The organism is Variovorax sp. FG153, from assembly GCF_057809595.1.
Map to the genome: position 1 here is coordinate 75,342 of NZ_JBMDKG010000016.1, position 12,894 is coordinate 88,235.

At 71.0% G+C, this 12,894-nt stretch carries 12 protein-coding genes; 1 reads left to right on the forward strand and 11 read right to left on the reverse strand.

Going from position 1 to position 12,894, the window contains the following annotated elements; genetic code table 11:
* Window positions 1-33 precede the first annotated feature (33 nt).
* The 11 genes from ACODT0_RS18830 to ACODT0_RS18880 all read right to left on the reverse strand — a co-directional run bounded on the left by ACODT0_RS18830 (window position 34) and on the right by ACODT0_RS18880 (window position 11,900).
* Complete coding sequence (locus ACODT0_RS18830) at window positions 34-738, reverse strand: ABC transporter ATP-binding protein (protein WP_489041983.1); 705 nt, start codon at window positions 736-738, stop codon at window positions 34-36.
* Window positions 735-2,573 (reverse strand): branched-chain amino acid ABC transporter ATP-binding protein/permease, encoded by a 1,839-nt coding sequence (locus ACODT0_RS18835; RefSeq protein WP_296730130.1) that lies wholly within the window; start codon window positions 2,571-2,573, stop codon window positions 735-737. The genes ACODT0_RS18830 and ACODT0_RS18835 overlap by 4 nt, the downstream gene beginning before the upstream one ends.
* Window positions 2,570-3,433, reverse strand: a complete 864-nt coding sequence (locus tag ACODT0_RS18840) for a branched-chain amino acid ABC transporter permease (protein ID WP_261214176.1) — start codon at window positions 3,431-3,433, stop codon at window positions 2,570-2,572. Before ACODT0_RS18840 ends, ACODT0_RS18835 begins: the two co-directional genes overlap by 4 nt.
* 13 nt (window positions 3,434-3,446) lie before the next feature.
* On the reverse strand, window positions 3,447-4,586 hold the full coding sequence (locus ACODT0_RS18845; protein WP_296730129.1) for an ABC transporter substrate-binding protein: 1,140 nt from the start codon (window positions 4,584-4,586) through the stop codon (window positions 3,447-3,449).
* Between the two features lie 39 nt (window positions 4,587-4,625).
* Window positions 4,626-5,432: an SDR family NAD(P)-dependent oxidoreductase gene (locus ACODT0_RS18850; protein ID WP_261214179.1), complete on the reverse strand. Its 807-nt coding sequence runs from the start codon at window positions 5,430-5,432 to the stop codon at window positions 4,626-4,628.
* A gap of 43 nt (window positions 5,433-5,475) precedes the next feature.
* Complete coding sequence (locus tag ACODT0_RS18855; protein WP_296730128.1) at window positions 5,476-6,480, reverse strand: Bug family tripartite tricarboxylate transporter substrate binding protein; 1,005 nt, start codon at window positions 6,478-6,480, stop codon at window positions 5,476-5,478.
* A gap of 30 nt (window positions 6,481-6,510) precedes the next feature.
* Window positions 6,511-7,959 (reverse strand): MmgE/PrpD family protein, encoded by a 1,449-nt coding sequence (locus tag ACODT0_RS18860; protein WP_489041984.1) that lies wholly within the window; start codon window positions 7,957-7,959, stop codon window positions 6,511-6,513.
* Between the two features lie 136 nt (window positions 7,960-8,095).
* Complete coding sequence (locus ACODT0_RS18865; protein ID WP_489041985.1) at window positions 8,096-9,070, reverse strand: cupin domain-containing protein; 975 nt, start codon at window positions 9,068-9,070, stop codon at window positions 8,096-8,098.
* A 26-nt stretch (window positions 9,071-9,096) separates the two neighbouring features.
* Entirely contained in the window at window positions 9,097-9,999 is a 903-nt protein-coding gene (locus ACODT0_RS18870; RefSeq protein ID WP_489041986.1) for a Bug family tripartite tricarboxylate transporter substrate binding protein, read from the reverse strand.
* Window positions 10,000-10,007: 8 nt separating this feature from the next.
* Entirely contained in the window at window positions 10,008-10,892 is an 885-nt protein-coding gene (locus ACODT0_RS18875) for a fumarylacetoacetate hydrolase family protein (RefSeq protein ID WP_489041987.1), read from the reverse strand.
* Between the two features lie 42 nt (window positions 10,893-10,934).
* Complete coding sequence (locus tag ACODT0_RS18880; protein ID WP_209539543.1) at window positions 10,935-11,900, reverse strand: Bug family tripartite tricarboxylate transporter substrate binding protein; 966 nt, start codon at window positions 11,898-11,900, stop codon at window positions 10,935-10,937.
* Window positions 11,901-12,123: 223 nt separating this feature from the next.
* On the opposite strand from ACODT0_RS18880, the gene ACODT0_RS18885 reads away from it, so the two are divergent.
* Window positions 12,124-12,891 (forward strand): FadR/GntR family transcriptional regulator, encoded by a 768-nt coding sequence (locus ACODT0_RS18885; protein ID WP_261214193.1) that lies wholly within the window; start codon window positions 12,124-12,126, stop codon window positions 12,889-12,891.
* The last annotated feature ends 3 nt before the right edge of the window (window positions 12,892-12,894 follow it).

Below are 12,894 nucleotides of genomic sequence, written 5' to 3' on the forward strand. Positions count from 1 at the left end.
CTGGAAGATGTGATCGGTCGTGCGCGGCGCGCTCTACATGCCCATGAAGGCGGCGCGCACCTCCTCGCTCGCGCGCAGCGCCTGGGCCGGGGCCTCGGTGACGACGCGCCCGCCCTGCAGCACATAGCCGCGGTCGGCCGTCGACAGCGCCATCTCGGCGTTCTGCTCGGCCAGCAGCACGGCGATGCCGCCGCGCGCGAAATGGCGGATCGCGGCGGCCAGCTCGCGCACCACGATCGGCGCGAGGCCGAGCGTGGGCTCGTCGAGCATCAGCAGGCGCGGGCCGGCCATCACGGCGCGCGCGATCGCCAGCATCTGCTGCTCGCCGCCCGAGAGGCTGCCGGCCGCCTGGGCCTCGCGCTCGCGCAGCCGCGGGAAGCGCTGGTACATGGCTTCGCGGCGCGCCGCGCGCTCGCCGCCGTCCTTGCCCAGGTAGCCGAGGTCGATGTTCTCGCGCACCGTGAGCTGCGGGAACACGTGGCGCCCCTCGGGCGACAGCGAGATGCCCGCGAGCAGCCGCTCGCGCGTGTCGGCGCGCTCCAGCGCCCGCCCGTCGATGGCCACCTTGCGCGCCGTGTGCGGCGTGAGCGCCATCACGGCTTTGAGGATGGACGACTTGCCCGCGCCGTTGGCGCCGATCAGCGCCACCACTTCGCCCGGCGCGATGCGCAGCGACACGTCGTGCACCGCCGTGACGGCGCCGTAGCGCACCTGCAGTCCTTCGATGGCGAAGCTCATGCCGGCACCTCCTCGGGCGTGGTTTGCGCGGCGGCCGGCTCGGCGGGCGTGCCCAGGTAGGCGCGCAGCACCTCGGGATGCACGGCGATGGCGGCCGGCGTGCCCTCGGCGATCTTGCGGCCCTGCTGCAGCACCACCATGCGGTCGCAGATCGACATCAGCAGCGGCAGGTTGTGGTCGATGATCGCGATCGTGCAGCCGTCGGCGCGCACCCGCTGCAGCACGGCCGCCAGCCGCATGCCCTCGGTGTGGTTGAGCCCGGCGGCGGGCTCGTCCAGCAGCAGCACGCGCGGCCGCGTGGCCAGCGCCACCGCCACGCCGAGCAGCTTCTGCTCGCCATAAGGCAAGGTACCGGCCACGGCATCGGCGCGCTCGGCCAGGCCGACCGCCGCGAGGCAGCGCGCCGCGTTCTCGCGCCGCTCGCGCTCGCGTGCCTCGAAGGCCGGCGTGCGCACCAGGCCCGCCCAGGGCCGCTCGCGATGCAGCAGGTAGCTGGCGAACAACACGTTGTCGAACGCACTCAGCGATGCGCAGTGCGCGGTCTGCTGAAAGGTGCGCACCAGCCCGCGCCGCGCGACCCGGTTCGGCGCGCCGGCATCGATGGCCTCGCCGGCCAGCCGGATCTCGCCCGTGCTGGTCGCCATGAAGCCGCCGAGCATCGACAGCAGCGTGGTCTTGCCCGCGCCGTTGGGTCCGATGATGCCGAGCAACTCGCCGCTGGCGATCTGCATGTCGACGCCGTCGACCGCGACCAGGCCACCGAAGCGCCGGCCAACGCCGCGGGCGGTGACGATGGGCGCGCCGGTCGCGGCCACGGGGCGCGCCTCGCTCGTCTCCACCATCGCCACCGCGGGCAACGCCGCGGCGACCGTGGCCGCACCGCCGGAAGTCGCCGGCCTGCGCCAGCGCGGCAGCAGCGACACGAAGCCCTCGGGCAGCAGCCGCACCACCACCAGCAGCATCAGCGCGAACAGGCCGAGCCGGTACTCGTCGATGGCGCGCAGCATCTCGGGCAGCACGCCGAAGGCGATGCCGCCGATCACGGGCCCGATCAGCGTGGCCTTGCCGCCGAGGATCACCGCCAGCAGGCCCGCCGCCGAATGCTGCACGCCGAACAGGTCGGGCGAGAGCACCAGCGCCTTGGGCACCAGCAGGCCACCGGCCAGCGAGGCCAGCGCGCCCGACAGCGCGATGTTGATGACGCGCGCGCGCAGCGTCGGGATGCCGACCGACTCGGCCAGCGCGGGCGCCTCGCGCACGAAGGTCCAGGCGCGCCCGAGCGGCCCCGCGCGCAGCCGAGCCAGCAGCAGCAGCGCCAGGCCCAGCGTCGCGAGCAGCACGAACAGGTAGCCCTGCTGGCCGCTCCAGCCCAGGCGCTCGGTCCAGGCCATGGGCTGGACCATGACCATGATGCCCAGCGGCCCGCGCGTCACGTCCATCCAGTTGGTGGCCACCAGCCGCAGCATCTCGGCCAGCGTGAGGGTGGCGATCGCGAAGTAGGCGCCGCCCAGGCGCACCGAGGCCAGGCCGACCAGCGCGCCGAGCGCCGCGCCGGGCAGCAGCGCCAGCGGCACCGCGCTCCAGTAGTCGAGCCCGCCGCGCGTGACCAGCAGGCCGACCGCGTAGGCCCCCACGCCGAGGAAGGCCGCGTGGCCGAAGCTCACGTAGCCGAGCTGGCCGAAGGTCAGCCCCACCGCGAGCGAGAACAGCGCGAGCACCACCGCGTAGCTCAGCACGTCGGCCACGTAGGGCGCGCTCGCGAGGCCGGCGATGGCGGCGCTGGCGAACGCCACGCCGGCGAGCAGCACCGGCAGCCGAGTGAGGAGCGCCTTCATGCCGCGCGCCCCATCAGGCCGTGCGGCCGCCACAGCAGCGTGACCAGCATCAGCGCGTAGATGGCCGCGGCGGCGAAGCCCTCGGACATGAAGGCGCCCGCCAGCGCCTCGACCACGCCCAGCAGCACGCCGAACACCACGGCGCCGCGCACGCTGCCCAGCCCGCCCATCACCACCACCACGAAGGCCTTGATGATCACGGCATGGCCGATCTGCGGCGAATAGAGGATCACGGGTGCGAGCAGCGCGCCGCCGAGCCCCGCGATGGCACTGGCCAGCACGAAGGTCAGGCTGTTGACGCGCTGCACGCGGATGCCCACCACGCGCGCGGCGAAGGCGCTCTGGGCCACGGCGCGCAGCTGCACGCCGAAGGCCGTGCGCCGAAGCAGGAACTCCATCCCCACCAGCACCACGACGCCCGCGCCGAGCACGAACACGCGCTGCCACGGCACGGCGACGCCGCCGGCCGTCCACACGCCCGGGATGCCCGGCACGTTCTCGGCCTGCGCGCCGAAGCTCACGAACACCGCCTCGAACACGATGATCGAAGCCGCGAAGGTCGCGAGCAGCACCTCGGACTTGTCGTGGCTGCGCGCCAGCAGCGGCGCCACGCAGACGCGGTCGAGCAGCGCGCCCAGCGCCACGCCCGCCAGCACCGCCAGCGGCAGCGTCGCCAGGTAGGGCAGGCCCCAGCGCGTGCCCAGCAGGGCCGCGAGCGCGCCGACCATGAACACCTCGCCGTGCGCGAAATTGATCACGTGCAGCACGCCGAAGACCAGCGTCAGGCCGAGCGCGACGAAGGCGTAGCCCACGCCGTTCGACAGGCCGTTGGCCAGCAGCTGAAGGACGAATTCCGTCATCGGTGCCGTCCGCTCACTGCGACGCCGTCAGCTTGCCGCCCTTGGCGACGAAGTCGACGTAGTCGCGGGCCTGCGACTGGCCGCCGGCATCGAAGCGGATCTCGCCGCGCGGCGTGGTCCAGGCGTTCTTGTGCAGCGCCTCCGCCACCTTGGCCGTGTCGGTGCTGGTGCCGGCCGCGGCCATCGCCTTGGCGGTGAGCCAGACCGACTCGAAGCCCAGCACCTCGACCTTCTCGGGCACATGGCCGTGCTTGGCCTGGAAGCGCTTGACGAATTCGTCGTTGAGCGGATTGCGCCGCGTCGACACGTAGATGTCGGAGCCGAAGGCGCCCTCGGCGGCGTCGCCCGCCAGCCGCAGGATCTGGTTGTTGAGCACGCCGGTGGCCGTGCACTTGCGCGCCTGCAGGCCCACGGTGCCCATCGCGCGCAGCGCGTTGGCCGCCTGCTCGGGCTTGCCCGCGACGATGCACACGGTGTCCGCGCCGCTGGCCTTGACCTTGGTCATCAGCGTGCTGAAGTCGCTCTGGCTGAGCTCGAAGGTCTCGCCGGCCACGAACTTGTCGCCGAAGCGCTTCTTCGAGCCCTCGATGACGTAGCGGCCGTAGTCCGTGTTCTCCGCCACCACCGCGAGCTTCTGCGGCTTCACGCGCTCGAGCAGCTGGCGATCGAAGTACTCCGAATCGGCGTCGAGCGTGGTCGTGAGGCGAAACACCTTGTCGTAGCCCGACTTCGTGAGGTCGGGGTGCTTGGGCACCGCCGCCATGAACAGCACGTTGTTGGCGCGCGCGATCTGCAGCACCGCCAGCGCCACCGTGCTGCTGATCTCGCCGGCGATGAACTTCACGCGGTCCTGGTTGATGAGCCGCTGCGCCGCGGCCACGCCCTCGACGGGCTGGAAGTTGCTGTCGTAGACGATGAGCTGCACCTTGCGCCCGCCGAGGATGCCGCCCTGGTCGTTGATCATCTCGGCCGCGAGCTCCGCGCCCTGCTGGCCCTGCTGGCCGATGACGCTCTTGGTGGGCATCAGCACGCCGATCTTCACGGGCTCGCCCTGCGCGAAGGCGGCGGACGGCAGCGCGGCGCAGGTGGCGAGCAGCGTGGCCGAGACGGCCGCGAGCAGGCGGCGGCGAAGGGGTCGGTTCGAATGGTTCATGGCTTGTCTCCGGTTCCGGTCAATAAAGGGCAATAAGGGTCACGACGGCGTGAGCACCTTGCCGCCGCAGACGGAGATGCACTGGCCGGTCACGTAGGAGGAAAGATCGGTCGCGAGGAACTCGAGCGGCCCCGCCATGTCCTCGACGGTCGCGAGGCGGCGCAGCGGGATCTTCGGCAGGTCGGCATCGCCCACCATGCCGCGCGCCCGGGCCTGGCTCGCGACGCGCGCGGTGGCCGTGGAGCCGGGCGCGATGCAGTTGACGCGGATGCCGTCGGGGCCGACCTCGGCCGCGAGGAAACGCGTGAACTGCACCACGCCGGTCTTCGCCATGCCGTAGTGCGCATAGGCGCCGGCGCGGTGCGCGGCATCGAGCCCCAGCGTCGAGCCCACGTTGATGATGTTGCCGCTGCGCCGCGCGCGCATGTGCGGCAGCACCGCCTGGCTGCAGTACACGGTGGTCATGAGGTTGACGTCGAACATGTCGGCCATGTCGCGGTCGCTCATCTGCGAGGCGCGGCTCGCTTCGATCGGCGCGAAGGCGCCGCCCGCGTTGTTGACGAGGATGTCGACGCGGCCGAATTCCTCGATGGCGCGCGCCACCAGCGCGTCGGCGGCCGCGCGCTGGCGCAGGTCGCCCTGCACGCCGATGCTGCGGCGGCCCAGCGCGACGATCTCGTCGCTCACGCTGGCGGCGCTGAGCTGCTCGTCGAAGCGGCGCGCCGCGTCGAGGTCGACGTCGGCCACCACCACGTGACAGCCGAGCCGGGCGAGGCGCAGCGCGAAGCCGCGGCCGATGCCGCGCGCGGCGCCGGTGACGATGGCGACCTGGTCCTGGAGTTTCATGAAGGGGTCCTCGTTGGATGGATGGGGCAAGGCGGCGGGAGCCTCACTGCTGCTGGACCAGGCCGTACTCGTCGGCGATGCGGCGGTACTGCGGGATCTTGGCGGCCAGGTCCTTCTTCATGGCCTCGCCGTCGAGCACGTAGAGCGGCACCTGCATCTGCTCGAGCAGGCTGCCGAAGGCCGGGCTGCGCGCGGCCTTGAGGAAGGCGGTCTCCAGCGTCTTGCGGATGGGCTCGGGCGTCTGCGCGGAGACCGCGAGGCCGGTGATCCAGGGAAACTGCCAGTCCACGCCGAGCTCGGTGAAGGTCGGCACCTGCGGCATCGAGGGCATGCGCTGGCGGTCGAGCAGCGCGAGCGCGCGCAGCTTGCCGGCCTTGACCATCTCGGCGTAGTTGGAGGTCGGTGCGAAGGTGGTCTCGCCCGACACCACCGCCATCAGGCTCTGGTTGGCGCCCTGGTAGGGAATGTGGTTGAAGCGCACGCCCTTGGCGCGCTCGAGGGCCTTGGCGCCGAAGTAGGCGGTGTCGGAGGTGCCGACCGTGCCGAAGCTCAACTCGCCGGGACGCGCGCGCGCATCCGCGATCAGGTCGTCGAGCGTGCGGTACTTCGAGTCGGCCTTGACCACCAGCGCATGCGAAGGCCCCGCGTAGTTCAGCACGTAGGCGATGTCCTTGAGCGGATCGAAGGGCGCCTTGGTCAAGAGCGGACTGATCAGCACCACGCTGGTGGTGACGGCCACCAGCGTGTAGCCGTCGGCCGGCGCGCGCAGCACCTGCGCGGTGCCGATCAGGCCGTTGGCGCCGGGCCGGTTCTCCACCACCACCGGCTGGCCCAGGTCGTCGGCCACGAGCTGCCCGATGCGGCGCGCGCTCACGTCGGTCAGGCCGCCCGGCGGGAACGGCACCACGATGCGGATCGGCTTGCTCGGGAAGGCATCGGCGGCGCGCGCCGGCTGCGCGAGCGGCGCGAGCACGGCGCCCAGCGCCATGGCCGCGCACAACAGGCGCGAGACGAAGCGGGGAAGGAAGGGACGGACGGTCAGGGTCATGTCGGCTCCTCGGGATGGATGGGGAAGGCCTCAGCAGGCCGGATCGAGCGCGCGGGTCAGTGCGCGCACGTCGGAGAGCGACTCGAGCGCCATCACCATGTCGACCGCCTCGTCGATGCGCGCGTCCCAGCGGCTGGACATCGGCGCGAGCGTGCGTGCCATGCGGCGGAACTTGTCGACCACGTCCTGCTCGCCGTAGCGCGGCGTGCCCTCCCAGCTGTCGCCGAGCGCGAAGTCGCTCTCCAGCTCGAACTCGCGGCCGCGCGCGCGCACCACCGCGCGCGACGGCACCTTGAGCACCTGCTGTTCCAGGCCCCAGGTCGCGGGGTCGTAGCCCTTGGGCTCGTTGGCCAGGCGCACCTTGCGGCGCATCGCGCGCGCCACCTCGCCGCGCATGTTCTGGTCGCTGAACCACTCGGGGCCGGCCGGCACGCCCAGCGCCACCATCGCGGCCGCATGCGGGAAGCTGAAGGTGGCGGCCACGAGGTTCGGCGGATCGCCGTCGTCGGCGAAGCGCGGGTACGGGATCATCGGGAACGAGCGCAGCTCGATCGATTCGATCTCCTCGGCGCGCAGCGCATGGCGGCGCAGCAGCTGGTCGAAGGCGGTCAGCGCGTAGTGGATCCAGCGGCAGCAGGGCCAGAACTTGATCGAGGTGCCGGGCAGGTACCACTCGCTGCCCAGCTTCGCGAGCATCGCGCCGGGATCGAGGATCACGCCCTGGAACACCTGCGCGTAGCTGTCGGTGTCGAAGATGTCGCGGATGCCGCGGATGCCTTCGCGCGCATGCCAGGCGGCCATCAGCCCGCCCTGCGCATTCCAGCCGGTGTCTGCGTACTTGAAGGTGCCCAGGTCGGTGTCGCGCCCCCACTGGCGCGACCAGTCGCGGCCGACCATGTACTGGGCGCAGTTGCCGAAGGCATCGGCGAGCTCCGCGGGCGTGGCGCCGATCAGGCGCGAGGCCGCGGTGCAGGCCGCATGCACGCCCTGCCCCGGGCCGACCAGCCCGGTCCAGCCCTTGGTGCGGCCCTGCTCGTCGACGGTCACGCGCGGGCTCAGGAAGTTGCCCAGCCGCACGCCGACCTCGAAGCCCAGCGTGAAGGCGGCCAGCAGGTCGGCGCCATTGCCGCCCTGCTCCTCCGACAGCGCGAGCGCCGCGCCGAGGCTGGCCTGCGCATGGTGGCCCTGGACCTTGTAGCACTCGTCGATGTCGAGGATGTTCCCGAGCCGCCCGTTGGCCCAGGCGGCGGTGGCGACCGAGGTCTTCTGGCCCGTGCCGAGCACGCTGGCCGGGCCGCCGATGCCGTTGCGCCGCACCATGCGCCGCACCGCCAGGCCGGGATCGGTGCCGACCGCGCCGATGGCGCAGCCCAGCGTGTCCAGCAGCAGCAGCTTGGCGCTGCGGCGCACCGCTTCGGGAATGTCCTCGTGGCGGGTCTCGATGGCGAAGGTCGCGAGTCGGCGGGTGGTGGTGTCCATGGTGGCGAACGGAGCTGCGTGGGTGGAAGGGGCGAACCGGCTCCTGCCGGCACGGGGCCTGGCATGGAGAGCGAAACGGAAGGTGGGCGGCCGGCACCTGCCGGCCCGCCTCAGTTCATCGGTGCATGGCCGTGGCTCACGGAGGAAGCGTCCCCGAGCGCAGCCAGCGGAAGGCGCGCATCACCGGGGCATCGGACATGCGCACCAGGATCGCGTCGCGCGTGGCGCTGTGTCGCTGCGCGAGCCAGGCCGGCGCCGCGATCACGTCGCCGCGCCGCCATTCGAAGCCGTGCTCGCCGATGCGCGAGCTGCCCTCGCCCTCGACCACGATGAAGATCTGGTTCGCGGTGCTCTGCGCGACCTGCCACGCGCGGCCGGCCGAAAGCGCCACCGCCACGCGGTCGAAGGTGTCGAGCGTCGGCGGTCCGAACTCGAGCGTGCGCACGCCCGGCGCGGTCTCGGGCGCGTCCAGCAGCCGCGGCTTGTAGTCGCGCAGCGCGAAGCGCATCGGGCTCGCGGGATCGACGCGCTCGGCCTTCTCGACCTTGTCGGGATGGTGCTCGAAGAACATCGGCCCGAGCAGTTGCACCAGCGGCGCGTCGAGGATGTCGATCCAGTAGGCGTCGACCTCGCTGCGGTTGTCGTGCCCGTGGAAGCTCCAGTTGGGCGTGAGCAGCACGTCGCCGGGCTCCATCGGCACGTCGGTGCCATCGACGATGGTGAAGGTGCCGGGCGCGGCCTCGACCACCACGCGCATCGCGTTGGGCGTGTGGCGATGGCTGCGCGCGGCCTCGCCGCCCTTGACCATCTGGTAGGCCGCCACCAGCGTGGTCACGGTCGGGTAGTCGTTGCCGGGGATCGGGTTGGCCAGGATCAGGTTGCGCCGCTCGGCCCATTCGGTGCCGACGAGGCGGCCGGCCGCGTGCAGCGCGGCGCGCGCGTCGGCGTACTGCCAGTGCGCGGGCATGTAGTGCTGTTTGGGCTGCGGATAGAGCGAGGGCGTCGGCTTGTTCCAGCCGTTCTTCACCTGGATGTCCTCGAGCATGCGGTGCAACTGCGCGAGATCGCTCGCGCTGTCGAAATCGGGTCGGGCGGTGGCGGTCGTGTTCATGGCGGTGGGCCTTGGCTCTGTGTTCTTCATTCGGGCTTCACGCCCGCGGCCTGCACCATCTCGCGCGTGACGGCCACGTCGTCGCGGATGGCCTGGCGCAGCTCGGCCGGCCCGCCGGCGTTGACCTCGAGGCCGCGCGCGGTGGCGTTCTTGCGTGCGAACTCCGGCTCGCCGAGGATCGCCTTGACGTCGGCGGCAATGCGCTCGATCACCGCTTCGGGCGTGCCGGCCGGCGCGACCAGCGCGTACCAGACGGCGGCGCGCAGCTGCGGATAGCCCTGCTCGGCCGTGGTCGGCACGTCGGGGAAGAGCGTGGAGCGCTTGATTCCGGCCACCGCCAGCGGCTTGATCTTTCCGGCCTTGAGCAGTTCGCCCGCGACGCTCGCGCTGCCCGTGGCCAGCTGGATCTCGCCACCCACGAGCCCGGTCATGACCGGCGCCACGCCCTTGTAGGGCACATGGGTGATGTCGAGCGAGGCCTTGGCCTTGAGCAGTTCGTAGACCAGGTGCGGCTGGCTGCCGTTGCCGAACGAGCCGTAGGCCAGCGTGCCGGGTCTGGCGCGCACCGCCGCGACGAGTTCGCGCAGGTCCTTCGCCGGCACCGAGGGGTTGGCGATCAGGAACTGGTCGCTGGTGGTCATCAGCGCGACGGGCGCGAAGCTCTTGTCGGGGTCGTAGGGCAGCGACTTGTAGAGGAAGCGGTTCGAGGTCAGCGTCTGGTTGATGGTCGCCATCAGCGTGTAGCCGTCGGGCGCGGAACGCGCCACCGCCTCCGCGCCGATCAGCGAGCCAGCGCCGCCGCCCGCCGGGAACGGCACGATGATGCGCACCGGCCGGGACGGATAGTCCTGCTGCGCGTGCACGGCGGTGGCGCCGCCGCCGAGCAGCGCGAGCGCGCAGGCCAGAAGACGCAGGGTTCGCATCGCCATCCTTGTCCTCAGAAGCGCCGCGGCGCGAAGTCTTCTTCCTCGACGACCGGCAGCGTCATCGAGCCCACGCGCTCGATCTCCATGCGGACACGGTCGCCGGGCGAGAACTGGCCCACGCCCTCGGGCGTGCCGGTGGCGATGATGTCGCCGGGCTGCAGGGTCATGACCGAGGAGGCCCACTCGATGAGCCCGGGCACGTCGAGGATCAGCGCGCTGGTGCGCGAATCCTGGCGCAATTCGTCGTTGACCCACAGGCGGTTCGCGAGGTCGCCGGGGTCTCCGATCTCGTCGGCCGTCACGATGTACGGGCCCACGGGCGTGAAGGTGTCGAAGGACTTGCGCGCGACGCGCTCCTCCTCGAACCGGCCGGGCTCGATGCGCAGGGTCACGTCGATCAGGCAGCAATAGCCGAACACGTGCGAGAGGGCCTGATCGCGCGGCACGTTGCGCGCCTGCCTGCCGATCACCACGGCGAGTTCGGATTCGTGGTCGAAGCGGCGCGTCGAGCCGCGCGGCAGGCGGATCGCCTCGCCCGCGCCGATCACCGACGAGGAGGCCTTCAGGAAGAAGCCGCGCTCGACCGCCGAGGCACCGCCGCTGACCGAGCGCGCGCCGATCTCGCCGATGTGCTTGCGGTAGTTGACCGGTGCCGCCACCACGTGCAGCGGGAAGGGATTGGGCGCGCGCAGCGTCACCTCGGACAGGGGGCGCGCCCGCGCCTCGCGGCGCGCCTTCTCGATGTCGGCCTTGCGCCGGTCCCATTGCGCGATCAGCCGCGACATGTAGACGCGCGGGAACTCGGGCCCGGCATCGGGCACGGCCGCGGTCACGTCGTAGATCAGGTCTTCCTCGACGAGGCCCACGCGGTCGTCATCGAACACGGCAATCTTCACTTGGCTTTTCCTTTCAGGTCTCGGAGGGAACGGGGCGGCGGCTCAGTCGAGCTTGATGTCCGCCTCGGTCACGAACTTCTTCCACATCGCCAGGTCGGCGCGGGTGGTGGCGTCGAGGTAGTGCACCGAGGTGTCCTCGGCCGGGTCGACGCCGATGTCCTTCATGCGCTGGCGCATCTCGGGCGAGCGGACCACCTTGGCGATCTCGGCGTTGAGCCGTTCCACCACCGCCTTGGGCGTGCCCGCCGGCGCGGCGATGCTGTACCAGGAGCGGATCGAGAAGCCCGGGAAGCCCTGCTCCTGCATCGTCGGTAGGTTCGGCGCCATGCCCAGGCGGCTCGGGCCGGTGACGGCCAGCGCGCGCAGGTTGCCGCCCGTCACCTGCGTCATCGCGGAGGTGTCGCTGAACACCAGCTCGATCTGCCCGCCGATCAGGTCGACGATGGCCGGCCCGATGCCCTTGTAGGGCACGTGATTGATCGAGATGCCGGCCATGCGCCGGAACATCTCGCCCGACAGGTGCGGCGTCGCGCCGTTGCCCGAGGAGCCGTAGTTGAGCTTGCCCGGATTGGCCTTGGCGTAGCTCACCAGGTCGGCCACGCTGCGGTACGGGCTCTTGGCATTGACCATCAGCACGTTGGCCGAGGTGTAGACCATGGCCACCGGCGAGAAGTCCTTGATCGGGTCGTACTGCAGCTTGGGGTAGATGGCCGGGTTGATCGCCATCGTGCTGTTGACCGCCATCAGCAGCGTGTAGCCGTCGGCCGGCGCCTTGGCGACCAGGGCCGCGCCGAGCCCACCATTGGCCCCGGGCCGGTAGTCGACCACCACGCGCTGCCCCAGTGCCGGGCTCAGCGCCTCGCTCATCAGGTTGCCGAAGGTGCTGCCCATGCCGCCGGGGGCATAGGGCACGACGAGCGTGATCGGCTTGTCCGGGTATGCGGCGCATGCCATGCCCGCGGCCAGGGACAGGGCCCATCCCACCAGGTGACGTCCAGCGGTACTCATCGTGTCTCCTTCATCATGGAAGGTACGATAGCTAATAAGGTCATACCTTATACATGAGGCAAACCCCGATACCATCGAGCGCATTTTGGCGTTAGGTGCTAAGGTCTGACCTTTTAGGAATATGGATGGCGCTGCTTGAAAATCCCTGGTGCGACACCCCTCTATCGAGACAAGGACATAAGGTATAACCTTTGCCCGAACCGCAAGAAAGAGGAGGCGCCGCATGACTGCCGAACAGACCGACATCGAGAACGCCGAGGCCGGCACGGCCGGCCGTTCCGGACCGAATTTCCAGCCGATCAAGGCCAAGCGCGCCTTCGAGGCGGTGTGCGAGCAGATCCGGCGCGAGGTGGCGCTGGGCACGCTCAAGCCCGGCGACCGGCTGCCGCCCGAGCGCGAGTTCGCGGAGCAGCTCGGCGTGAGCCGCACGGCCGTGCGCGAGGCCATGCGCAGCCTGGAGAACGCGGGCATCGTGCAGTGCCAGCAGGGCATGGGCGGCGGCGCGTTCATCCGCAAGCGCGACTCGAGCACCGTAACCCAGGCGGTCGGCGACATGGTGATGCTCGGCCAGATCCCCTCGCACAGCGTGACCGAGATGCGCATCATCCTGACCGAGCAGGCGATCCGCCTCGCCTGCGAACGCGCCACCGAGGAGGACTTCCAGGCCATCGAGCAGGACATCGACCGCGCGGAGGAGCTCACCCTGCGCGGCGACTTCTCGCGGCGCAATGCCTACATCACCGAGTTCTACCGGATCCTCGCGCAGGCCACGCACAACCAGGTGATGGTCATGCTGGTGGAGTCGCTGTCGGAGCTCACGCGCGCGCTGCTCGCGAAGGCCAGCCCGGTGCCGCGCAGCGACGTGATCGGCGTGCGCCGCAACGTGCTGCGGCTGATGCGCGCGCGCGATGCGGAGGGCGCGGTGAAGGAAATGCGCGCGCACCTGGAGCGCCTCAACCGGCTGCTGGAGAAGCCGGCGACCGAGGGCTGAGCG